This window comes from Arthrobacter sp. P1_B11 (assembly GCF_056406715.1).
On record NZ_JBFTZQ010000003.1, the window covers coordinates 93,264 to 114,898 of the forward strand.

28 protein-coding genes and 1 pseudogene are annotated in these 21,635 nt (G+C 65.6%); 8 read left to right on the forward strand and 21 right to left on the reverse strand.

The window, feature by feature from the left end:
- Positions 1-46: 46 nt before the first annotated feature.
- Together AC1D14_RS03790 and AC1D14_RS03795 are read right to left on the reverse strand one after the other, a co-directional pair.
- Positions 47-613 (reverse strand): hypothetical protein, encoded by a 567-nt coding sequence (locus AC1D14_RS03790; RefSeq protein WP_230119156.1) that lies wholly within the window; start codon positions 611-613, stop codon positions 47-49.
- Between the two features lie 4 nt (positions 614-617).
- A complete protein-coding gene (locus AC1D14_RS03795; RefSeq protein ID WP_230119157.1) occupies positions 618-1,085 on the reverse strand; it encodes a hypothetical protein in 468 nt (155 codons plus the stop codon).
- Between the two features lie 687 nt (positions 1,086-1,772).
- Between AC1D14_RS03795 and dnaB the strand changes: the two genes are divergently transcribed.
- A complete protein-coding gene (gene dnaB, locus AC1D14_RS03800) occupies positions 1,773-3,155 on the forward strand; it encodes a replicative DNA helicase (RefSeq protein ID WP_230119158.1) in 1,383 nt (460 codons plus the stop codon).
- A gap of 12 nt (positions 3,156-3,167) precedes the next feature.
- Here the strand turns inward: dnaB and AC1D14_RS03805 are convergent, their stop codons facing one another.
- The 3 genes from AC1D14_RS03805 to AC1D14_RS03815 form a co-directional block, all read right to left on the reverse strand.
- Positions 3,168-4,139 (reverse strand): acyl-CoA thioesterase, encoded by a 972-nt coding sequence (locus AC1D14_RS03805; RefSeq protein ID WP_230119159.1) that lies wholly within the window; start codon positions 4,137-4,139, stop codon positions 3,168-3,170.
- 328 nt (positions 4,140-4,467) lie between these two features.
- Positions 4,468-4,902 (reverse strand): DoxX family protein, encoded by a 435-nt coding sequence (locus tag AC1D14_RS03810; protein ID WP_476968064.1) that lies wholly within the window; start codon positions 4,900-4,902, stop codon positions 4,468-4,470.
- Between the two features lie 170 nt (positions 4,903-5,072).
- On the reverse strand, positions 5,073-5,645 hold the full coding sequence (locus AC1D14_RS03815) for an antibiotic biosynthesis monooxygenase (RefSeq protein ID WP_230119161.1): 573 nt from the start codon (positions 5,643-5,645) through the stop codon (positions 5,073-5,075).
- A 108-nt stretch (positions 5,646-5,753) separates the two neighbouring features.
- On the opposite strand from AC1D14_RS03815, the gene AC1D14_RS03820 reads away from it, so the two are divergent.
- The 3 genes from AC1D14_RS03820 to AC1D14_RS03830 all read left to right on the forward strand — a co-directional run bounded on the left by AC1D14_RS03820 (position 5,754) and on the right by AC1D14_RS03830 (position 8,227).
- Complete coding sequence (locus AC1D14_RS03820) at positions 5,754-7,106, forward strand: MATE family efflux transporter (protein ID WP_230119162.1); 1,353 nt, start codon at positions 5,754-5,756, stop codon at positions 7,104-7,106.
- A gap of 68 nt (positions 7,107-7,174) precedes the next feature.
- Complete coding sequence (locus AC1D14_RS03825) at positions 7,175-7,771, forward strand: hypothetical protein (protein WP_230119163.1); 597 nt, start codon at positions 7,175-7,177, stop codon at positions 7,769-7,771.
- A gap of 84 nt (positions 7,772-7,855) precedes the next feature.
- On the forward strand, positions 7,856-8,227 hold the full coding sequence (locus AC1D14_RS03830) for a hypothetical protein (RefSeq protein ID WP_230119164.1): 372 nt from the start codon (positions 7,856-7,858) through the stop codon (positions 8,225-8,227).
- A gap of 22 nt (positions 8,228-8,249) precedes the next feature.
- Here the strand turns inward: AC1D14_RS03830 and AC1D14_RS03835 are convergent, their stop codons facing one another.
- Entirely contained in the window at positions 8,250-8,795 is a 546-nt protein-coding gene (locus AC1D14_RS03835; RefSeq protein ID WP_230119165.1) for a CGNR zinc finger domain-containing protein, read from the reverse strand.
- A gap of 97 nt (positions 8,796-8,892) precedes the next feature.
- Here AC1D14_RS03835 and AC1D14_RS03840 point away from each other — a divergent pair, with 97 nt between their 5' ends.
- On the forward strand, positions 8,893-9,930 hold the full coding sequence (locus tag AC1D14_RS03840) for an EamA family transporter (protein WP_230119169.1): 1,038 nt from the start codon (positions 8,893-8,895) through the stop codon (positions 9,928-9,930).
- A 99-nt stretch (positions 9,931-10,029) separates the two neighbouring features.
- Here AC1D14_RS03840 and AC1D14_RS03845 read toward each other — a convergent pair whose 3' ends face one another.
- Positions 10,030-10,293: a hypothetical protein gene (locus AC1D14_RS03845; RefSeq protein ID WP_230121454.1), complete on the reverse strand. Its 264-nt coding sequence runs from the start codon at positions 10,291-10,293 to the stop codon at positions 10,030-10,032.
- Between the two features lie 212 nt (positions 10,294-10,505).
- Here AC1D14_RS03845 and AC1D14_RS03850 point away from each other — a divergent pair, with 212 nt between their 5' ends.
- Entirely contained in the window at positions 10,506-10,778 is a 273-nt protein-coding gene (locus AC1D14_RS03850) for a DUF2277 domain-containing protein (protein WP_230121453.1), read from the forward strand.
- Positions 10,779-10,786: 8 nt separating this feature from the next.
- On the opposite strand, the gene AC1D14_RS03855 is transcribed toward AC1D14_RS03850, so the two are convergent.
- The 4 genes from AC1D14_RS03855 to AC1D14_RS03870 form a co-directional block, all read right to left on the reverse strand.
- Positions 10,787-13,114, reverse strand: coding sequence for a heavy metal translocating P-type ATPase (locus tag AC1D14_RS03855; RefSeq protein ID WP_230121452.1), 2,328 nt, complete (start codon positions 13,112-13,114; stop codon positions 10,787-10,789).
- A gap of 32 nt (positions 13,115-13,146) precedes the next feature.
- On the reverse strand, positions 13,147-13,377 hold the full coding sequence (locus AC1D14_RS03860; protein ID WP_230121451.1) for a heavy-metal-associated domain-containing protein: 231 nt from the start codon (positions 13,375-13,377) through the stop codon (positions 13,147-13,149).
- Between the two features lie 64 nt (positions 13,378-13,441).
- Positions 13,442-13,786: a metal-sensitive transcriptional regulator gene (locus tag AC1D14_RS03865; RefSeq protein ID WP_230121450.1), complete on the reverse strand. Its 345-nt coding sequence runs from the start codon at positions 13,784-13,786 to the stop codon at positions 13,442-13,444.
- 294 nt (positions 13,787-14,080) lie between these two features.
- Positions 14,081-14,590, reverse strand: a complete 510-nt coding sequence (locus AC1D14_RS03870) for a universal stress protein (RefSeq protein ID WP_230121449.1) — start codon at positions 14,588-14,590, stop codon at positions 14,081-14,083.
- 167 nt (positions 14,591-14,757) lie between these two features.
- Between AC1D14_RS03870 and AC1D14_RS03875 the strand changes: the two genes are divergently transcribed.
- Positions 14,758-14,958: a hypothetical protein gene (locus AC1D14_RS03875; RefSeq protein ID WP_230121448.1), complete on the forward strand. Its 201-nt coding sequence runs from the start codon at positions 14,758-14,760 to the stop codon at positions 14,956-14,958.
- A gap of 18 nt (positions 14,959-14,976) precedes the next feature.
- Here AC1D14_RS03875 and AC1D14_RS03880 read toward each other — a convergent pair.
- From AC1D14_RS03880 to AC1D14_RS03900, 5 genes and pseudogenes are all read right to left on the reverse strand, one after another.
- A pseudogene (locus tag AC1D14_RS03880) lies at positions 14,977-15,678 on the reverse strand (DUF4113 domain-containing protein); the annotation flags it as partial.
- Positions 15,679-16,007: 329 nt separating this feature from the next.
- A complete protein-coding gene (locus AC1D14_RS03885) occupies positions 16,008-16,190 on the reverse strand; it encodes an NAD(P)-binding domain-containing protein (protein WP_230121447.1) in 183 nt (60 codons plus the stop codon).
- A gap of 311 nt (positions 16,191-16,501) precedes the next feature.
- On the reverse strand, positions 16,502-17,134 hold the full coding sequence (locus AC1D14_RS03890; RefSeq protein ID WP_230121446.1) for an NADPH-dependent F420 reductase: 633 nt from the start codon (positions 17,132-17,134) through the stop codon (positions 16,502-16,504).
- Positions 17,135-17,192: 58 nt separating this feature from the next.
- Positions 17,193-17,762 (reverse strand): NADPH-dependent FMN reductase, encoded by a 570-nt coding sequence (locus AC1D14_RS03895; RefSeq protein ID WP_230121445.1) that lies wholly within the window; start codon positions 17,760-17,762, stop codon positions 17,193-17,195.
- A 165-nt stretch (positions 17,763-17,927) separates the two neighbouring features.
- Entirely contained in the window at positions 17,928-18,299 is a 372-nt protein-coding gene (locus AC1D14_RS03900; protein WP_181038908.1) for a DoxX family protein, read from the reverse strand.
- A gap of 85 nt (positions 18,300-18,384) precedes the next feature.
- On the opposite strand from AC1D14_RS03900, the gene AC1D14_RS03905 reads away from it, so the two are divergent.
- Positions 18,385-18,855, forward strand: coding sequence for a MarR family winged helix-turn-helix transcriptional regulator (locus tag AC1D14_RS03905; RefSeq protein ID WP_230120039.1), 471 nt, complete (start codon positions 18,385-18,387; stop codon positions 18,853-18,855).
- 51 nt (positions 18,856-18,906) lie between these two features.
- Here the strand turns inward: AC1D14_RS03905 and AC1D14_RS03910 are convergent, their stop codons facing one another.
- From AC1D14_RS03910 to folD, 5 genes are all read right to left on the reverse strand, one after another.
- Positions 18,907-19,188 carry a hypothetical protein gene (locus AC1D14_RS03910; protein ID WP_104174759.1) on the reverse strand — a complete coding sequence of 94 codons (282 nt, stop codon included), beginning with the start codon at positions 19,186-19,188 and terminating at the stop codon, positions 18,907-18,909.
- Positions 19,189-19,363: 175 nt separating this feature from the next.
- A complete protein-coding gene (locus AC1D14_RS03915) occupies positions 19,364-19,936 on the reverse strand; it encodes an MFS transporter (protein ID WP_476968065.1) in 573 nt (190 codons plus the stop codon).
- 136 nt (positions 19,937-20,072) lie between these two features.
- A complete protein-coding gene (locus AC1D14_RS03920) occupies positions 20,073-20,423 on the reverse strand; it encodes an MFS transporter (RefSeq protein WP_476968094.1) in 351 nt (116 codons plus the stop codon).
- The gene (locus AC1D14_RS03925; RefSeq protein ID WP_476968066.1) at positions 20,420-20,701 is read right to left on the reverse strand and encodes an MFS transporter; all 282 of its coding nucleotides are present in this window, start codon (positions 20,699-20,701) and stop codon (positions 20,420-20,422) included. The genes AC1D14_RS03920 and AC1D14_RS03925 overlap by 4 nt, the downstream gene beginning before the upstream one ends.
- Before the next feature lie 83 nt (positions 20,702-20,784).
- Positions 20,785-21,633 carry a bifunctional methylenetetrahydrofolate dehydrogenase/methenyltetrahydrofolate cyclohydrolase FolD gene (folD, locus tag AC1D14_RS03930; protein ID WP_230120036.1) on the reverse strand — a complete coding sequence of 283 codons (849 nt, stop codon included), beginning with the start codon at positions 21,631-21,633 and terminating at the stop codon, positions 20,785-20,787.
- Between the last annotated feature and the right edge of the window lie 2 nt (positions 21,634-21,635).

Sequence of the window (21,635 nt, forward strand, 5' to 3'; positions counted from 1 at the left end):
AGCGGTCAGACGCCCCAGAAATGCGGCGTGTCCTCCACTTGGACGATCAGTCGTCCAACAGCGCGATGAATTCGCGGGCCTGCTTCATGGTGATGTCCGAATGCCTGGAGAGGGCGGTGGCCGCCGCCTCCGTGTTACCGCTTTTGGCCAGGGTCCGGATACGGCCGTAAATCTCGTCGTTCAGCATGTTGCTGCTGACTTCCCGCGTGACGTCGCCCTTGCTCGCGATTGCCCGGTACCGGTAGGGGAACCGCTGCGGCGTTTCGTCGTCGGGGTCTGGTTCGCTGGCCTCCGCCGCCGGGGTATGGAATGGCTGGGGGTGGGCAGCCAAGGCCGCCACGGCGTCCCGCGAGGCCCGAAGGCCGAGACCTGACACCTCGTAGTAGAGCTTTATGGCAGCCATGGCCTGTCCCTGCGCGATCAGCGCATAAAGCCTCCGGTGTTCGTCCTCGGACAGCTTGGTCGCAGCCGCCCTGGCCAGTTCGACAGAGTCCGGCGGTGCTTGCGCCGGCCCGACGGCAGTCCGCTGGCGGCGGTTCCATGCCCGGACGGCGAAGGCCAGGGCGACGGCGACGGCCACGAGGATCAGGACGGGGATCACGAGCGGTTCCATGGTTCTAAAGCCGATCTACGTATTGCTTGGCGGTCAAAAGGTCGGAGTGCGTTGCCTGGCGCAGGAGCTTGATGGCCTGGAGCTTTTGCCCGTTACGCGCCATCGACTGCAGCTGGAGCGCCAACTGCGCGTTGACCTGCCCCCCGGGCAGGACGTACCCCTGGTAGCCAGGGTGGCCTGAGGCGGGACCAGAGGCCGCCTGAGCCAGAAGCGCGGCCCGGGCGTGATCGTTCTGTTGGGTCTGCTGCTGCTCGTTCTGGCTGGGACGCGTCGCCGCATCAACCCGTGCACGCGCGGCCGTCGCAGCCTGCACCTGGGCCGCATAGTGGGCCTGTGAGCGCCTGGCCAGATCCAACTGGTAGCGGTCGGCCTCCGACATTCCGGTGTCGCGCGGCTTCAGTGCCGTGGAGAGGGCCCAAAGGACCGCCGCCAGAACGAGGACAGGCACTATGGCTATCAGAACGTCGCCCATAGATAGAGCTTAGGCCAGTTAGTCGTTATCCACAGCATACGCAGCGGTACGCATGCGGCGGTCCTGTCGGGCCGAACGTGGCCGAACGTCGCAGCCCGGCGTGGAGCGGTTCGGGGAGCGTTCGCGATAATGATCACATTCCGCCCATCCCCGGCGGTCAACACGCGGAAATTACCGGCGAGTATCCCCAGTCGCGGCGTTCCGGCTGTGGATGAAGGTTCAAGAAAAGAATTTTGAGTCCACAGGCCTCGACGGGCGTTTCCGCAGGTCAGGCCGCATATAGGCGTGAAAGAAATTTGATATCCACACCTTCGCCCACAGACTGTGCACAAGCAGCGGCCCATTGTGCACAGGTTATCCACAGACGTGCAAAACTCCGGGCTTTGTGCGTTGCCCGGCGGGCGCTAACGTAGCGGAGACACCGAATCGGGACATGCGCTCCACATCAGCCAACCGGACCGGGGCCCCCATTTCAGGGTTTCGGATAATCCGCGGTGCCCTGTGGAAAACCTGTGGATGAGGCGTCGGCCGAGGCCACGGCTTCCGGCTTAAATTGTCAGGGCTGGCTGGTACAACTTTTCATTAGCCGGCGCTGCAGCTTTCGCGGAAACGCGCGTTCAACGGCACACGGCAGACTTGCCGCAGGCCTCCATCAGGGGACTGCGGACACTATGGAGGACGGCAGCTTTGTCAGTTACGCACCTGGACTCAATCGAGGGCACCCGCGGATCCGAAGGCAGCCGCAAGCCTCCACAGGACATTCCTGCCGAACAGTCCGTGCTTGGCGGCATGATGCTCTCCAAAGACGCCATCGCTGATGTGGTGGAGATCCTTCGGGGCCAGGACTTCTACCGCCCCGCCCACGAGACTATCTACGAGGCCGTCATCGACCTCTATGGCCGCGGCGAACCCGCGGATGCGGTGACGGTTTCGGACGAGCTGACCAAGCGCGGCGAGATCAACAGAATCGGCGGTCCGGCCTACCTGCACGAGCTCATCCAGACAGTCCCCACCGCTGCCAACGCGGGATACTACGCGGAAATCGTGGCCGAGCGCGCAGTCCTGCGGCGGCTGGTCAACGCCGGCACCAAGATCGTCCAGCTGGGCTACGGATCCGACGGCGAAGTCGAAGACCTTGTCAACCAGGCCCAGGCTGAGATCTACGCCGTAGCCGAACGGCGCACTGCAGAGGACTACGTGGTCCTCAAGGACGTCATGGAATCCACGGTGGACGAGATCGAAGCTTCGGGCCACCGCGGCGAGGGCATGACGGGCGTGCCCACGGGCTTCTACGAACTGGATGAGTTGACCCACGGTCTGCATCCGGGGCAGATGATCGTCATCGCCGCCCGCCCTGCTGTGGGTAAGTCCACGTTCGCCCTGGACTTTGCCCGGTCCGCTGCCATCAAGAACAATCTGGCCACCGTCATGTTCTCCCTGGAAATGGGCCGGAACGAGATTGCCATGCGACTTCTTTCGGCGGAGGCCACCATCGGCCTGCAGGACCTCCGCAAGGGCACGATCAAGGACGAGCAGTGGTCCAAGATCGCCACCACAATGGGCCGGATGAATGATGCCCCGCTGTTCATCGACGACAGCCCCAACATGTCCCTGATGGAGATCCGTGCCAAGTGCCGCCGCCTCAAGCAGCAGCATGACCTCAAGCTGGTTATCCTCGACTACCTGCAGCTCATGAGCTCCGGCAAGAAGGTTGAGTCCCGCCAGCAGGAAGTCTCGGAGTTCTCCCGTGCCTTGAAGCTGCTGGCCAAGGAGCTCCAGGTCCCCGTCATTGCCCTGTCCCAGTTGAACCGTGGTTCCGAGCAGCGACAGGACAAGCGGCCCATGGTCTCGGACCTCCGTGAGTCGGGTTCCATCGAGCAGGACGCGGACATGGTCATCCTGCTCCACCGCGAGGACGTCTATGACAAGGAGTCGCCGCGCGCCGGCGAGGCGGACATCCTGATCGCCAAGCACCGTAACGGCCCCACCAAGGACATCGTGGTCGCCTTCCAGGGTCACTACTCCCGCTTCGCCAATATGGCAGCAGACGCCGGAGGCGGCGGGTTCTAGCCGGAGCGCCTGCTACGCCCTCTGCTGCAGGAGGTGGTTCGGCAGACGGTTTCCCGGCGCCGCTGCACGGATTTCCAGAAGGTGGCGGGCATGCGCCTGGAGGCGCTTGTCCTCGTCAGAGACCGGGACCCATTCGGGGATGGGTACCGAGGTGCCCTCGGCGTCCCGGGCCACCATCACCGTGAGGCAGTAGGTGGTGAGGTTGAGTTCGCCGCTTTTGGGATCGCCCGAGCGGACATGTACCGCCACGTGCATGCCTTTGGTGCCGGTGTAGACGAGCCGTGCCTCCACTTCCACCACATGCCCTATCAGCAGCGGGCGGTAGAACCGCACCCCGCCGGAGAACACTGCCACGGTGTCCTTGCCGCAGTAGCGCGATGCGCAGACGTACGCGGCTTCGTCGATCCACTTCATGACGATGCCGCCGTGGACCTTCCCGCCCCAGTTGACGTCAGTGGGTGCGGCCATAAACCGCAGCACAACGCGCTCCGCGGTGCCTGCGTCCGTATATTCCTGTGCGTTCATGGCTTCCACGATCTGTTCACGGATCTTGATCCGGGCCAGGGCGTGGTCGCGTCGTTCGAGTTCCTCCGCCGTGGTGGGCTCGAACTGCTTGACGGGGGTGGGTTTTCCGTCCTCGCCCACGGCCACGAAGATCACCATGCACTGACTCCGCATGGTGGCCGGGCCGCCCTTGGGATCGCCTGAGGAAACAACAGTGCGGATGTGCATGGAGGACCGGCCGGTGTAGACGATAGTGGCGGTGACTTCCACCATGTCGCCGCTGTTCACGGGGTCCGCAAAGTGGATGTTGCCCACGTAGGCGGTGACGCAATAGGACTTGGCCCATCCGACGGCGGCTGCGTAGGCAGCCTTGTCCACCCACTCCAGGACCGTTCCGGCGTCCACGGAACCGCTGTGGCCGACGTCGGTGGGGGCCGCAAGGAATCGGAGGGTCACGGAATTCGCCGCAGTCTCGCTCATGCTGCGATCTTACTGACGCCGGGCGCCGCGCAGCAGCCGGACCGACACAAACGCTGCACCGCACGCCACAAGCGGACCGGGCAGCGCCGGTGGGCATCTCTAAAACGCCACTTAGCTGGATGCGGCCACTCTTGAGTCTGTGGGCGGGGTGGAGCTCGAAGGCTGCCCGGACAGGCGGGCTGGAACACGCTCCGGACGAGCTGACTGGCGTTACGGGCTAAGGCTCCAGACCCGTTCCTCGAGGAGGTCCAACGAAAGACGGCGGCTGCGCACCGAAGTGCGCAGCCGCCGTCGCCCTTTTTCGAAGAAGACGTTTTGCCGGGGAAGACTAGGCGAGGACGTTCAGCTTCGAGCCGGGGCGGCCGAAGAGGGCGCGGTCAAGCGAGAGGCACCCCGCACCGGCGAGTGCTACGGCGAGGGCGGCCGCGGCCAGCAGGAGGACCAGTTCGTAGCCGCCGTTGGCAGCGAAAACGCCTGCCGGGGCGTGAACCAGGAAGAGCGCGCCGAGCATGTCCAGGGCCAGCAGTGCAGCGAAGACCCGGGCCAGGACCCCGAGGATCAGTGCGACACCGCCCACCAGTTCAAGGGTGGCCACGATGGGGGCAGCGGCCTCAGCTGCAGGAATCCCCATCTTGGTGAATGATGCCTGCGTGCCGGCGATGGTGAACTCGTTGAACTTCTGCCAGCCGTGGGCTGCGAACAGGAATCCGACAATGACGCGCAGGATCGTGAGGGCTGTGGTGGCAAGGGTGGACTGGTTCATGGAAAATTTTCACCGTTCGTATCGGTTGCGTTCGGTCGTATGAGCGGGCGATCGGATCGCCGGCTTCCATTCCACTGTCTCGTGTCATTGGTTGAAGTGTCAACTAAATGTGACGCGCTGTGGCTTTTCCCACATTCTCTAAGCCCGCCGCGCAGCGGAAGTCCGCCCCGTCAGCGCATCTTCCGGAGCCACGGGCCCAGCAGCCGGGTGGTGACGGGAAGGAAGATGTAGGTCATGAGCGGCGTCAGGAGGCAGGTGGCCAGCAGCACCTGGAAGACAAGCGGCCAGCCCTGGGTCACCGGGTGAAGCAGGAAATTAGCCAGCAGGCTGAGCGGAAAGAACGGCAGGAAGATGCTGACCATCTGCTTCCACCGGGGAGGCACCACGGTTTCGGGAACGGCAAGGTGGACGTCGCCCTGTTGCGCGAACCAGCCCTCAATCCCCGTGCGGCGCTCAACCCGAGTGATCTCCACGAGGCCTGAGGCGCTGTCGATCCACCAGCGCCGTTCCTCGGACTGCTCCCAGTCGTTGAGGAGGTCGGCATCGGCAAAACGGTACAGCATGTGCCACTCATCCGAATCGGCCGCCGAGCGGACCCAGCCGGATCCGAGGTAGCCGGGCCATTCGCGGGCGAGTTCCTGGCCGGCATGGGCCCAGGCACTGGCCTGGCGCGTACGGCCGGGGAGCACAGTGCGGGCAACGGAGACGGTAACGGGCTGGGGGAGGGACTCAGTCAGGGGCACTGCAGAAATCCTACCGGCAGCCTGCGGCCGCCCCGCCGCAAGGCAGCCTGCGGCCTGCCCGCAGCGCTCCGGGGGACCATTCGTTGGGGCGGCCGCTAGGCTGAAACCGTGCCTGACTCACCTGCGACCGCTGTTTCGGACCTGAAACCAGCGAGCCATTCCCGCGAAATCCTGCGGCTCGCCGTGCCCGCATTCGGAGCGCTCATCGCCGAGCCGCTCTTCCTGCTCGCCGATTCGGCCATCGTGGGTCACCTCGGCGTGTCCCAGTTGGCCGGCGTGGGTCTGGCCTCCGCTGTGCTTCACACGGCGGTGGGCCTGATGGTGTTCCTTGCCTACTCCACCACCCCCGCAGTGGCGCGGGCGGTTGGCGACGGCCAGTTCGCCAAGGCACTCGCCGCCGGACGAGACGGCGTCTGGCTCGCCCTGCTGCTCGGCGCCGTCCTGGCCGTGGCGGGCTTCCTTGCGGCCGAACCCCTGGTGGGGCTCATGGGTGCCGGCGGCGACGTCCGGCAGTTCGCCGTGGACTACCTGCGCTGGTCCATGCCCGGGCTGGTGGCGATGCTCCTGATCTTCGCAGGAACGGGGGTCCTGCGGGGACTTCAGGACACCCGCACCCCGCTGGTGGTGGCCACCGCGGGCTTCACCGTGAACGTTGCGCTGAACCTCGTACTGGTTTACGGCCTGGGCTGGTCGGTGACCGGATCGGCTGTGGGCACCAGCATCGCGCAGTGGGCCATGGCTGCCGTGTACCTGGTGATGGTCCAGCGCAGCGCCCGAAACCACGGCGTTTCCCTGCTGCCCGACTGGCACGGGATCCGGTCCATGACGAGGGTGGGCTCCTGGCTGATGCTCCGGACGCTCAGTCTGCGGATCGCCATCCTGGCCACCGTGCTGGTGGTCACCGCCCAGGGTGCCGTGAACCTCGCGGCACACCAGCTGGCCATGACCATGTTTACGTTCCTGGCTTTCGCGCTGGACGCCCTGGCGATTGCCGCGCAGGCTCTCATCGGCAAGGAGCTGGGCGCCTCCAAGCCGGCGAAGGCACGGCTGCTGACCCGCACCATGATCCGCTGGGGCACCGGTTTTGGCGTGGTGACCGGCGTGCTGCTCGCGGTGGCGGCCCCCTTTGCCGGCGCCCTGTTCACCTCCGACGAAGGAGTCCGGTCCGTGCTCACGCTCGCACTCTGGGTGCTGGCCGCAGGGCAGCCGATCGCCGGCTACGTGTTCGTCCTCGACGGCGTGCTGATCGGGGCCGGCGACGCGAAATACCTGGCGATTGCCGGCGTCATAAACCTTGCGGTGTACGTCCCGTTGCTCCTGGCGGTCCCGTTCGCGGGCGCAGGCGGTGCCGCGGCGCTCGTATGGGTGTGGGCTGCCTTTTCGCTGGGGTACATGCTGGCCAGGGCTGTGACTCTTGGGCTTCGGGCCCGTACGGACCGCTGGATGGTGCTGGGCTCCTGAGCCCCGTTCCCCACAGGTTCGACGCCGCACAGGTTCGACGCTGCACAGGGGCGCACTAAACTGGAGCGGTGACTTCCCCCGTGAACCCAGCCGAGCCGGCATCCGTGACTGCCCACCAAGCGGAGCTGTGGAAGCCCGTGCTGCTCCGCGCGGCGGCGGCGCTGGCCTTCGGTGCGGTGACCGTTTTTTGGGCGGCGCCCTCCGTGGCCGGAATGGGATTCGCCGGCGGGCTGTACCTTCTGGCTACCGGTGCCGTGCTGCTCTGGGGCATCCCCCTGGCCGGCCTTCGCCGGGACGTGGCTCCCGGCAGGACCATGTCCGCGGCGGCATCCATCCTGATCGGCGCCGGCGTCACTCTGCTGATCCTGCAGGGGAGCCTGCTCTTCGGCGTCATCGCGGCCCTCGGAATCGGCCTCGCGGGCGCCGCTGAACTATACCTGGGCCTGAGGTTCCGGCGCCGCCACACCCTGGCCCGCGACTGGGTCACCTCCGGCTTTGTCGGTCTTGGGACTGCCGCCGCACTGCCGTTCTTTATCCCGCTTGGTCCCCACGCCCTGCTGGGGGTTGCCGGCGGAGGCGCCATCATCTCGGGCGTGCTTTGGATCCTTGCGGGCCTTTCGCTCAGGCACGATGCGAGGACGGCCACCGCGAAGGCCGTAAACTAGAGGTAAGGGTTCTACTCCTTGTAGAACAATCACACATCAAAACGGGTGGGCCGTGTCGCTGCCGCCCGCATGGGAGGACACACCGTGGCAAACCAGATGCCAGGACAACCGCGCAATCCGCGGACCTCGGTTAAGGGACCGCTGATGTTCTCAGCCTTCTGGGGTGTTGTGGCCTTTTTCGGCGTGCTGATCTTCGCCTCGGGCGGCAGTGCCCACTCGCCGCGGTTCGACCTCGCTTTCACGGGCGCCGGCATCGCATTCATTGTCACCCTTGTCATCGCGGCCATGCTGTCCATGAGCTACAAGGACAACGCCGCGCACCTGGGCAAGGGATCCGGCGTGAACCTCAGCTCGGCCAAGCGGCCGTCCCATGGCTACGGCGGCCCCGGCCCGCAGACGCCGCCAAGTACTCCCCGCTCCGCTGACAGTTCAAACCCCGACGGCGAAACCCCCTAGCGCCGCCGTCGCACCTATCCGCCTACTCCCCTGCCGCCCGGCGCGCCCGATAGGCTGCCACATGCGCCCTGTTGGCACAGTTGCCGGTGTCGCAATACCTCTTTGACCGGTTGCGGCTGAGGTCCAGAACCACGGCGTCACAGTCATCGGCCGCGCACAAGAGCATGCGGTCCATTTCCTTGCTGCGGATCACGTCCACCAGTGCCATGGCTGCCTCCGTGCCCATTCTGTACGCCAGCGGCGCCTCGCGTGTGGTGGCGTGAAGGTGCCAGTCCCACTGGTCGTGCTTAAGGAGCTGGGGCAGGGCATGCGCCTCGCGCAGGAGGCGGTTTACCCCCTCCACGGCTGTATCTTCGTCGGCCGTCCAGAGCCTTGCGAGCTCCGTCCGGAGAGCCTGCACGCTCGCCAGTTCGGCAGCGTCCTTCGTCCGCGACCCGGTGAAGCCCTCCGCCGCCAGGAACTGGTCCAGGTCCGTCACGGTGGCGAGCTTTTCCTCCCCGTTTGCCGCGCTGTTAATCAGGTTCACCGCGGTGCGCAGCGCCACCTCCGTGTCAGGGGCAAAAACCATCTTGACTCCTTACAGTGCCCGGCGTAATGTCATGACCAATACCCCACTTTACTCCTGACAGGAGGCAGCTGTGCCTGCAGCCAGCAACCGTGCCAAGATGCCGCTCCAGGCAGGCCCCTCGATCTCTCCGGCCGCCCCGGCAGCCGCCCGCGCGCGGGGCTTCATGGCGTCAGGCCTCGGCACGGCCCTCTTTTCCTCGGCCGTGTTCGGGCTTTCCGGATCATTCGCGAAAGCACTCCTGGAAACCGGCTGGACCCCTGGCGCCGCAGTCACGGCCCGGCTGACCGGCGCAGCCATCATCCTTGCGATCCCTGCCATCCCGGCACTCCGCGGACGCTGGCACCAGCTGCGGGAGAACTGGCTGACCATCGTGCTGTTTGGCCTGATCGGCGTGGCGGCGTGCCAGCTGTTCTACTTCAACGCGGTTTCCCGGCTCTCCGTGGGCGTGGCTCTGCTGCTGGAGTACCTCGCCCCGGTGCTCATCGTGCTGTGGCTCTGGGCAGCGAGCCGGAGGCGCCCGCGGCCCCTCACCATCGCCGGTACCCTGCTGTCGCTCGGCGGACTGGCCCTGGTGCTGGACCTTACCGGTGCCGTGAAGGTTGACGTCGTCGGCGTGCTCTGGGGGATGGCGGCAGCCGTCTGCCTGGCCATCTACTTCTTCATCACGGCAAAGGAAAACGACACGCTTCCGCCGATCGTGCTGGCCTCGGGCGGGCTTCTTGTCGGGGCCGCAGTCATGTGGCTGGCGGCAGCCACAGGCCTGCTGCCCATGGCCTTCAGCACTGCCGACACGAAACTGGGACCCTGGACCACGCCGTGGTGGGTTTCGCTGGGTGGTCTCGTGGTGCTCGCAACCGTCGTGGCCTATGTATCGGGAATCATGGCGGCCCGCGCCCTGGGCTCCAAGGTGGCCTCCTTCGTCTCCCTCACAGAGGTGCTGTTTGCCGTGATCTGGGCGTGGATGCTGCTGGGGGAACTGCCGGGAGCGATCCAGCTGGTCGGCGGGGTACTCATCGTCGGCGGCGTGGTGCTGGTCCGGCTCGACGAGCTCAGGGGATCCGGCCGCCAGACGGAACCAGGGGCCGCCGTGACCGCGCCGCTCGACCACGCGAACGACGTCGAGCCCGTCCGCTAGGACGTTTTCCGCCAAGAGTCCGGCACGGCGCCCTCGGCGCATGCTTATACGGCGGGAGGGCCGGACGCCATGGCGTCCGGCCCTCCCGTGAATCCTGCCTTAGCGGGAAGCTTCTTCCTGCTGGGTGGCGTTGCGGGAGGCCTGCTTGCCGGCCTCTTCCAGCGCCTGCGCAACCTTGGCAAGGGCGGCGGCGTGCTGTCCGGACCATTCGCTGCGGAACTTGTCTGCGTCCGGGCCCTTCCAGTCGGTGCCCTGGAGCACCTTGGTCAGCAGGGACTTCTGCTTTTCGATCTCAGCCGAACCCGCCTGAAGCTTGGTGCCCAGGTTCTTCAGCTGGGCAATGTCTGCACCCCAAATAGCCATTCGATATCTCCTTCAATCAACGGACCCGATCCAGTCGGCATCCCCAGCGGCCTCCGGCTCGTCCGGAAGATCCATTGCCTAAAAGCTATCCTCCAACCCAAAACGGTGTCGATGGGCACCGCTCCCCATGCAGCCCTCCCATGGGTGCCGCGCCCCTCCCGAATGGTGCCCGGAGGGTCGATCCCAGGCGGTCCAGAGCCTAGCATGGGGGTATGTGCCGGAACATCCATACACTTCACAACTACGAACCGCACGCCACGTCGGAGGAGGTGCACGCCGCGGCCCTGCAGTACGTGCGCAAGATCAGCGGCAGCACCAAGCCCTCCAAGGCCAACGAGGAAGCCTTCGAACGTGCCGTGCATGAGGTGGCGCACGCAACGCAGCACCTGCTCGACGCCCTCGTGACGCACGCGCCGGCGAAGGACCGGGCCGAGGAAGCTGCGAAGGCCAAGGCCAGGGCGGCGGTCCGCTTCGGCGCCGCCTGACCCCGCCGCTACTTCCCAGGCCGGGCGAACCTGCGAAGCCGGAGCGAGTTGGCCACCACCAGCACTGAGCTTGCGGCCATGGCACCGCCGGCGATCATCGGGTTGAGCAGCGCCAGCGCAGCTACCGGGATGCCTACGGCGTTGTAGAAGAACGCCCAGAAAAGATTGGTCTTGATGGTGGCCAGCGTGCGGCGCGAAAGCTCGATGGCGGTCGCCACCTGGCCGAGGTCGTCGCCCATGACCGTGAGGTCCGCTGCCTCGATGGCCACGTCGGTGCCGGAGCCCATTGCGATGCCCAGGTCCGCCTGAGCCAGCGCAGCGGCGTCGTTCACGCCGTCACCCGCCATGGCCACCGTTGCGCCGCCGGCCTGCAGTCGGCGGACTGCGTCCACCTTGCCCTCGGGCAGGACGCCGGCGAATACGTCGTCCGCGGGAATCCCGACGGCGGCAGCCACCTGCGCGGCGACGGCGCCATTGTCACCGGTCAGCAGGATGGGCCGCAGCCCAAGCCCCTTGAGCCGGCTGATTGCTGCCTCGGAGCCGGGCTTGATGGTGTCGCGCAGACAGATGATGCCCGCGGCCCCGCCGTCCACCGCGACCCAGATGGCTGTGGCCCCGGAGTGTTCGGCGGAGCGGAGTGCGCGGTGGTTTTCGGGGGTCAGGCCGACGCCGTTTTCCTCGAGCCAGCCGGTCCGGCCGGCGACCACCGGCCGCCCTGCCACGGTGCCCACCACTCCGCCGCCCGGTGCTGAACGGAAGCCGACGACGGCGGGGAGCCCGGCGCCGTCGTCCGTCCGGAGGCTCATGGCAGGGACGTCGGCCCGTGCGGCAGCGGCGATGGCGTGCGCTATCGGATGCTCCGAGGCAGCTTCCACCGCGCCGGCGAGCCGCAGTACATCGGCGTCGCTGAACGGGGGAAAGGAAAGGGTGGCGTCAACGGCAAGCTGCCCGCTGGTGACGGTGCCGGTCTTGTCCAGCAGAATGGTGTCCACCGTGCGGGTGTCCTCCAGCACCTGAGGGCCCCTGATGAGAATGCCCAGCTGCGCGCCGCGCCCGGTTCCGGTCAGAAGGCCCACCGGAGTGGCCAGACCCAGGGCGCAGGGGCAGGCGATCACGAGGACCGCCACGGCTGCCGTGAACGCCGTACGCAGCTCTTGACCGCTGACGTCCGGGCCGGCAACCAGCAGCCAGCCGGCGAACGTGAGGACGGCTATGGCCAGGACGACGGGCACGAACACCGCGCTGATGCGGTCCGCGAGCCTGGCGATCGGGGCCTTGCCGGTCTGGGCCTGGGCCACGAGCCTGCCCATCTGGGCCAGCGTGGTTTCAGCGCCGACGCGCGTGGCACGGACCAGCAGCCGGCCGGAGGCGTTGATGGTGGCACCCGTGACGGGGCTGCCGGGGCCCACTTCAACGGGTACGGATTCTCCGGTGACCAGCGACGCGTCGATGGCGGAGGAACCGCTGACAACGACGCCGTCGGTGGCGATTTTCTCACCGGGCCGCACCACAATGACGTCGTCCACGGAGAGCTGAGCGGCCGGAATTTTCACTTCTGCGCCGTTGACGAGCACCGTGGCATCCTTGGCGCCGAGGTTGAGCAGCGCCTTGAGGGCGTCCCCGGCTTTGGCTTTGGCGTTCGCCTCAAGGAACCGGCCCAGCAGCAGGAATGTGGTGACGACGGCAGCGACCTCGAAGTACAGGCCGCCGGAGCCTGTGCCTTCCATCCGTTCCATGGCTGGATTCCCGGTGATGCCCGGGTCCGCGAGGAGCTGCGCGAGCGAGAAGGCGTAGGCGGCGATGACGCCGAGGGATACCAGCGTGTCCATGGTGGATGCCAGATGCCGGGCATTGATGGCCGCCGCCCGGTGGAACGGCCACGCCGCCCAGCTGACCACCGGCAACGCCAGGGCAGCCACCACCCAGGCCCAGTTCGGGAACTGGAAGGTCGGGAGCATCGAGATCAGGAAGACGGGGACCGTGAGGATGGCCGCGGCGACCAGGCGCGGCTTCAGTGCCGAGGCCGTGCCGCCGTGTGCCATGTGGTCTTCGTGGTCGCCTTGGTGCTCCGCCGCGGCGGCCGAAGGTTGTAAGGCTGGCTTAATCCGGGCCTTGTAGCCTGCTGAGGCTACCTGGTCGGTGATCTGTTGGTCTGTGATTCCGGCCGGGACTGTGACGTGGGCGGATTCCAGGGGGAGGTTGACCGATGCCTGGACGCCGTCGAGCTTGCCGAGTTTCTTTTCCACCCGGTTGACGCAGGATGCGCACGTCATGCCCTCGATCGCGAGTTCGATCACTCTGTCCTCGGGGCTGCCCGGCAGTTGCTCGGTGCTCATTTCGGTTCCTGGTTGGTTTCGCCGGGTGGGATTCAGGCCTCGTTCGCCACCACGAGGTAGCCGGCTTCAGCCACGGCTTCCCCGATTTCGGACGGGGAGAGCTCTTGGGTGGAGGTAATGGTGACCGTGGAGAGGCCGCCCGCATTGAGGGCGATGTCGATCTCCTCGACGCCGGCGAGCGACTCCAGCTCTTCGCTGACGGCCGAGACGCAGTGCCCGCAGGTCATGCCGGAAACGTGGACGGTGGTGGAGATGGTGCTCATTTGCTGGCTCCTCATTAACTGGCTGACAGGGTCGGTCAGCTGGCTTCGGTTGGTGGTCTTGCCGCTACCGCAGCAGGCGTCCAATGGCGTCCGCGGCTTCTTTCACTTTGATGTCTATGGCCTCGGCACGCAGGTCAGGGTCAGGCTCGGCGGCCGCGCCGATAACGCAGTGGCCGATATGTTCCTCGACGAGGCCCAGGCTGACGGCGTGCAAGGCCTTGGTGACGGCCGAGACCTGGGTCAGGATGTCGATGCAGTACTTGTCTTCCTCCACCATGCGGGCGATTCCCCGCACTTGGCCCTCGATCCGGCGAAGCCGGCGGAGATAGGCGTCCTTGTCCGAAGTGTAGCCATGCTGCGGCGGTGACTCTTCGTGCACCGCCGGTGGCGGTCCTTCAGGAGTGCTCATAAGTCCAAGCTATACCCCTGGGGGGTATGAGTCAATGACCCGCTTTTGGTTTTGGGCCCCGCATTGGTGCCCTCGGCCGCCAGTGGGCACAAAAAAGCTCCGGAGTGCGTTATTGGGGGATACGCACTCCGGAGCAGCTTTTTGGGCAGACGCTAAATCAACCTGCGAACACCAGCTTACTTGCCGGTAATGAAGTTCGCCACCACCTCGAATAACTACTTTCGCTTTACTTTTCAGGGGGTGAATTTTGCCACGACAGCACCGGGAATTACGCGGCTACTGAGCGCCGCAACTCTAGTCGGAACCGTCTTCATGGGCGGGTCTCCGAAAGGGCACCACCAGGACGGGCCGGTTTTGGTGGTGGCTGAGCCAGTCACCCACGGACCCATTAAGCGCCTCCGTGATCCGGTGTGCCCAGCCGCGCTCGGCCGTGCCCACAATAATCATCGGTGCGTTGACCTCGGCCGCAAGTCTTCCAAGCGCCCGGGCGGGATCGCCGGCAAGTGTGCGCAGCGTCCACTCCGTGGGCGGCCCGGGCCGGACTGCGGAGCCGATGACGGATTTGAGGCCCTCCGTCACGGATCGGATGTCCTCATCGTCCTTGTCCGGATGCAGCGAAAGGCGGTGGGCAGAGCGCGCCGGATCCCATTCCACGAGGTAGCTTGCCTCGTCCACGTAGGCGCACAGGAGCGGCGCAGCGAGTTGTTGGGCCAGCGTGGCTGCCGTCTTGAGGACTTCGGGATGCTGGCCCGGCATTACGCCGACGAGCAGGGGAGGCGGGCCGCTGAAGCGCTCTGGGGACATACTCCATTGTGTTCCCCGGCACAGGGAATAACTAGGCTTGAACTGGGCGGTTGCCTGCCGGCGGCCGCGTGGCGGATCCCGTAAACCGGGGCGGCGAGGCCACCGTTTTGTCCCTTGTGTCTGGGGTGCAGCACGCATAGCGTTGAGTCGTAGAGAGGCGGCGGGACATGCAGATTTACATGTGGTGGCTTGATCTGGACCTGAAAAGCAAGGAGTGGCTCCGGGAAAACCTCAGGGCCGAGGAACTTCCGCTCTTTGTTGTGCAGGGAATCGCAGAAGCCGGGGGCCCTCATCCGGACACCCCGCAAAGCATCCTGACTGAAGCAGAGTGGGATTTCATCGAGACTCAATCTGAATTCGTGGACTGAGGGCAACCTCAGAGCCCATCAGGCTGCCCTGACAACCGGCATCTCATCCCAGTGCGTCGTGTAGCGGGGTGATCGCATGTCGCGCTTCATGCTCCAATCGACGCCGCTGCGCAGCCCGGCAAACCCGAGTCCGATTGCGCCCCTGCCGTACCTGCGGCTGATTTCCTCCACGAGTGGGCCGATGTTGCCCTCCTCGTGAAGGTTCTCGAACAGTTCCAGGGGCTTCTGGATTCCGGTTGGCCGAAGGTCGGTGACCATGATCCCGGCGCGGACATACTTGCTGCCATCCTGGATGGCGGGCAGGAGCCCGTGCGCTGCCCGTGTCAGGAGCACAGGGTCGGCGGTGGGCATCGGCAGCCGAATGCACACGGACGGAAAGGACTTATCCTGCGGGTTGTACTCTGATGTGCCCGCGAATGCGGTGAGGATCTTGGCCTGCAGCCCATGCCGGGCCAGCCGTGCGCTTGCCTGTTGTGCGTAGACGCTCAGGACCTGGCGCAGCTCAGCGGACGTTGTAATGGGCGTGGAAAAGGAGCGGGAAAAGATCAGCTGATCCCGCCCGATCCGTTCTTCCTCAAGTGGGATGCAGGGTGTTCCCTGCAGTTCGAGCACGGTCCGCGTCGTGACCACGGAGAACCGGTCCCTGATCATCACGGGGTCTGCGCGGCTGAGGTCAAGGATTGAGTGGATGCCGATGGCGTTCAGGCGCCTGGTGAGCCGGGCTTCAGCTTGCCCACCAACGCATCCGGCAGCTGACGGACGAGAACCGCCGTCTGCAGGATCGGCTGGCACGGGCGCATGGAGCGCTGCGCGAGGCCCGGCGTTGACGTCACAGTAGTCCCCGCGTCTCCGTGCACTTGATCGTGCACCGTCCTGGCCGTGAATCGCAGCGGTTTTTGGCGTCGTTCTATCTGCGGGTGTCCGGGTCGTCGCACCGCCGGCAAGGATTATCGTCGCGGCTCTGGCGCAGGGCATGCGACTTCCTGAGCTTGAGGGTTACCCGATTGTCACCGAGCGAACTCGCAAGCGAACTTTCTCAGCGCAGCGGATCAGTACTGGGAGCGGTATCGCCAGAGGTGGGGCAAGTGAAGGTCCGGCCCGAAGGCGTTCACGATTTCCTTGAGCGTCTCGGGGCCGCGGCTATTGCTGAAGACCACGTCGTGACCGGCCTTTACTGAGTGACCGGCTATGGCGCGGGAGAGCGTTCCCGAATCGATCATTCCGGACTTCATGGGCTCGTTCCTTCGCTGGTTGGGGTTGCCCGACGCACCGCCATGCGTGCGTGCCGGGGCCATGCGTCGGCGTATCGGGGTGTTGTCGGCCGTGCGGCCGGCCGGGGGCCTGGCCGGGAGCCCACCTTGTGAGTGGTTGCATCACGCGCCGCCTGTGCGGCATCGGGTCGAGGAGTGGGGCGAGCGGGGACTCGATCTCAGAGATCGAGTCTCCGCACCGGTCGCCGGATTGGTCGATCTGGTCCCGCGGGCCCGGTTACTCCGTTGTTGTCCCGGCCGATCCGGATCGGGAGCGGCGCTTTGACGTGGGTTCAGCCAAGAAACTTAATGCTGAGGGAGAAGTTCTTCTGCCGCTGGGCCTGACCGAGAAGCAGCAGACCCGCTCCTTCCAGCCAGTGCGCGGTCTTCAGGTTACCGGTGACCAACGGGCGCAGTCCGAGGCTCTCGACGAACGAGGACACGGACGCCTTGGCGTTGGCGTCGTCACCGGCGATGAACACATCGAGGGGGCGGCCCTCGACCTCACCGGACGCGAGGACGCCGCCGAAGAGCGTGTTGAACGCCTTGACGACATGCGCCCCCGCAGGGGCGGCCTTTGCGATCTCCTGTGCGGCGGAGCTGTCCTCGGGAGTGACGAGCGCGGCGAACGTGGTGAGATCGAAGGGGTTCGTGATGTCGACGATGACCTTGCCGGTCAGGGCGTCCCCGTACTGGCCGACGATGGACGAGGCGCTGGTGTACGGCACAGCCAGGATGACGATGTCACCGGTGAGCGCGCCGCTTGCGATCGTCCCTGCTGTGGCATGGCTACCGAGTCCGCCGGCCAGGGCGGCAGCCTTGGTACCGTCACGGCCGATGACCTGGACGCTGTGGCCGGCGGCGACCGCCCGGGTGCCGAGGATTCGGGCCATGGTTCCAAGACCGATGATACTGATGCTGCTCATGATGTGTGCCTGCTTTTCATAGTCGAAGCTGAGGAGGGTGTCGGGGGGTGGGAGTCGGTCAGACGTGCGCTGCGGTGGTGCGTTCGGCCGCCTTGGCAAGGCGCGCGACGACGGACTTGAGTTCGGTGGAGATCTCGCTGTCGTCGATCGGGTGGGTGTCGGCGAACCGTGTCAGCGAGTTGGGAATGGAGAGGGTGATGTCCTCAATCACATTGGCCTGCGCGGCTGTTGCTGCCTTCCGGGCATCTTGGTGTGCCCAGACGCCGCCGTACTGGCCGCCCGAGGCGCCGATGACGGCGACGGGCTTTCCGGAGAGGGCGCCGGCTCCGTAGGGGCGGGAGAGCCAGTCGATGGCGTTCTTCAGAACGGCTGACATGGTGCCGTTGTACTCGGGGACGAACAGCAGGAGGGCATCGGCACGCGCGGCGGACTCCCGCAGGGCTGCGGCGTGCTGCGGGATGCTCCCCTCGCTGTCGAGGTCCTCGTTATAGAAGGGCACCTGCTCGAGGTTTTCCTGTATGGACAGCTCGACTAGCTCCGGGGTGAGCTTGGCGGCGGCCTGGGCGAGCTGGCCGTTGTGTGATCCGGCGCGTACGGAACCGACGAGGGCAAGGATGTGGATTGACATGGCGTCTCCTGGTGCTGCTTGTTGAGGCACGCGTCCGGGCGGACGGTGCTGGTTCAGAGTGAGGGGGGCTCTGGTTGGAGTGGGGCGGGCCGGGCGGCGGAGCGATCTGCCGACGGCATGGCAACCTGCGCCTGCGCCAGGCACGGGTTCCGCTGGGCGCGTGGTTTATGCAGTCAGGGACAAGGTGGCCACGGTTACCACGGAGACCAGGCCCAGGACGGCCGGGGCCATCGCCGGGCCCCGGGTCTTGGGGTTGGCGTAGTCGCCGGCGCGGCGGTGGTAGGCGATCGCTCCGGCGAACACGACGGCCAGGCCGGCAGCGGCCGCGATGCCAAGCGGGTGCCAGAAGATTCCGACCGCCAGTCCGATCGCCGCGGCGGCCTCGGCCAGGCCGATGAACCGGGTGAGGGAGGCGCTGGCGCCCATGTGTTCCTGCAGTTGGCGCGGGATATCGCCCTTGAGCCTGATCTTCGGGATGCCCGCGCCCAGTGCGGCGAGGGCCAGCAGAGCGCTGAGAACGATGGCTGTGATGGTCACGGCAAAACCTCCAGGTAGTTTATGTGTTAACCAAACCATAGGCGTCGAATGGTTAACATGTCAACCATGGGGTAACGTGACAGATATGAGTGATCAACGTTGGCTGGACCACCGGGAGCAGCGTGCCTGGCGCAGCCTGATGACGATGCAGGCCGATCTGTCCCAGTACATCGAGCGGCAGCTGCGCCAGCGCAGCGGTCTGTCGAGCGCCGATTACGAGGTGCTGGCCCACCTGTCGGAGGCGCCGGACGGGCGGCTGCGGGCGTTTGCGCTAGGCGACGTTCTGCGCTGGGAGAAGAGCCGGCTCTCGCAGCATCTGACCCGGATGGAAAAGCGCGGTCTCGTGGGCCGTGAACGCTGCGCGGCGGACCAGCGCGGCGCCGTCGTGGTCATCACACCGCAAGGTCGCGAGGTCATCGAGGCTGCCGCCGCGCCGCACGTGATGGACGTGCGCAAGGTTCTGATCGACCACCTCACCCCGGAGCAGCTCGACTTGATCTGCGGGCTCGGCGACCAGGTGCGGGCGCGACTGGCAGAACTCGAACAGGAATCATGAGCACTGGCTGCCTCCACGCGTAAGCATCCGTTCATGGGTTGGGCGGCCGGCCTAGTCCTGGCCCGTCCACAGCTCGTCACCATCGCTGTGGTGATACATGCGCCGAATGGCTCCGCTCGTAACGATCCAGGCGATGCTTCCATCCGGTGTGACTTCATCGACCCATCCTGCTGTGTGGGGCGGGGTCTGGGTGCGGGTCCACACCTTCTCGCCGGTGACCAGTGTGGTCCAGTCGGTGGCTAGGACCAGCTTCCGTCGTGAGGTTCCGGACTCCGGCCTCGCCAGCAGCAGGGAATGGTCGCCTGCGCTTGCAAGTGTGTGTTTGTGGTGCAAAAGAGGCTCCTTCTGATCCGGCGCGAGCGTGCTGGCGGAAACGCCAGCGGCATGAGCCCGGAATCCCCGCCTCTGGGATTGTTTGTCCAGAGACGGGGACCTGATGGAATCTGTTCCGATCTTTTCCATCCAGTGTCTGTTTGTTGCCGATCGGGGACGCCGGGTTGTTGGGTGGTCAGGGTACGAGGACGGGTTTTTCGCCTTTGGTGGCTGCTGATTTGAATCGGCGCGCTGTAACGATGATGACTGCGGTGACGCCGAGAACTGCGGGAATAGTCAGGAGCACGAAATTCATCTGTAGGGGAAGGCCCGACGCGACCAGAGCGCCTCCGAGAATGGGACCTGCTATGGCGCCGATTCTCCCTGTGCCGGTGGCCCAGCCGACGCCGGTGCTGCGGATGTGGACCGGGTAGAACTCCACTGCGAAGGCATGGATGATGGCCAGGATCCCGATCACTGCGGCTCCAGCAGTGAACAGAAGGACATTCAACATGAACGCGTTGGGTTTTATGGACAGAAGGACTAAGGACACGATGGCCAGGGCGAAGTAGCCAACGAGGGTCTTGCGGTAGGAGGTCCGTCCGGCGATCCAGCCGCCTGCGATTGAGCCGAACAGGCCGCCGGCGTTGAGGATAACGAGCGTCCACATGGCAGGGCCGAGCTCGAAGCCGGCGTTTTGCATCAGCTTGGGTAGCCAGGTGTTCAAGGCGTAGCTGAGGACCATCGTCATGATGAAGAAGACCCACATGAGTGAGGTCGCCAGGGCGTTCCCGTGAGTGAAGAGCTGCGCGATGCGGGACTTGCCGGAGGCCGGGGTCGGGAGTGCGATTACTGTATTCAGACTCTAGCTGGGTTCGATCTGCTTCATCACCGCGTCCAGGCGTTCACGCTTGGCCGACGTGGGCCAGGTATTCCGGGGATTCAGGAAGGTGCTTGAGCACTACGGGCACCAGCAGGATGGACAAGCCGGCCACGTAAAACACTCCGCGCCAGCCCAGTACCGGCTCGATGTAGATGGCCAGCAGCGCTGCGCCGACTCCTCCAACTGCGTAGAACGCCGAGACGGTGGCTACGAAGAACGCCTTGGACTTGGTGGGAGAGAGTTCTCCCGTGAGCGCCATGAAGTTTGGAACCAACGCGCCCAGGGCCACGCCTACGACGAAGCGCAACGCACCCAGTACCAGCGGGGTGTCGGCGAACGCGCACGCGAACGCAGCGATACTGGCGAGGATCAGCCCCCGGCGACGATGAGTTTGCGGCGGCCGTACTTGTCAGCCAGTGGTGCGACCACAAGCCCGCCGGCGAACATGCCGGCAAGGGCCGTGGAACCCACGACGCCGAGGGTGATGGGGTCAGTGCCCCAGTCCTTCATTAGGTGGGGGATGACGGAGCCAAAGGATACAAGGTCGTATCCATCGGCGATCATAAGCAGTGCGCAAATGGCGGCTGCCTTGAGGTGGAAACGGGAGATTTTGGCGCTGCCGACGACGGTGGCGACACTGGTTTGGGACATGGGGATTCCTTGGGAGGGGAGGTCCACCGTGCGGGCGCGCGGTGGGGGCCGGCCCAGCCTCAATAGGCCGGCAAATTGCGTGATTAGTTTTGGAGCTGTGCTGCTTTGAGTGTGTTGCGGAGAAGTTCGGCGATCGTCATCGGACCGACACCGCCGGGGACCGGGGTGATCTTTGACGCGATCTTGCTGACGGCGTCGAAGTCGACGTCACCGATGAGCCCTTCACCGGAACGGTGGATGCCGACGTCGATCACGACAGCCCCTGCGGAAATGTGTTCAGCGCCGATCAGGTGGGGAACACCGGCAGCGGCAATGACCACCTCGGCCTGGCGCGTGACGGCCGCCAGGTCCTTCGTCTTCGAGTGCGCGATGGTCACTGTGGCGTTCCTTTGCAGCAGGAGCTGGGCCAGCGGTTTTCCGACTAGGTCCGAGCGCCCGACGACAACGGCGTTGGCGCCCTGCAACTCAACACCCTCGTCTTCGAGCAGGGAGATGACTCCCTGCGGCGTGCACGGCAGCAGCCCTTCCACGCTGCGTGCCAAGCGCCCGGCGCTGGTTGTCGTCAGCCCGTCCACGTCCTTTTCCCAAGGGATCCGGTCGATCAGGGCTTTGGCATCCAGATGCGAAGGGAGGGGAAGCTGGAGCAGGATGCCCGAGACCGCGGGGTCGGCTGCGAGTTCGTCCAGTGCCGCAGCCACCTGTTCCTGGGTGGCATCCATTGGCAGCCGGCGGTGGAGGTCCTCGATGCCGGCCTCCTTGGAGAGCTTGCGTTTGCTGCCTACATAGACCTCTGAGGCCGGGTCATCCCCGACCAGAACGGTCGCCAGACCGATGGGCCCGCCCGTGGAACGTTTGAAGCTTTCCACGTCGGCGCGCAGCTCTTCTCGGATCTTCTTGGCGAGTGCTTTGCCGTCGATGATGTGTGCTGTCATGG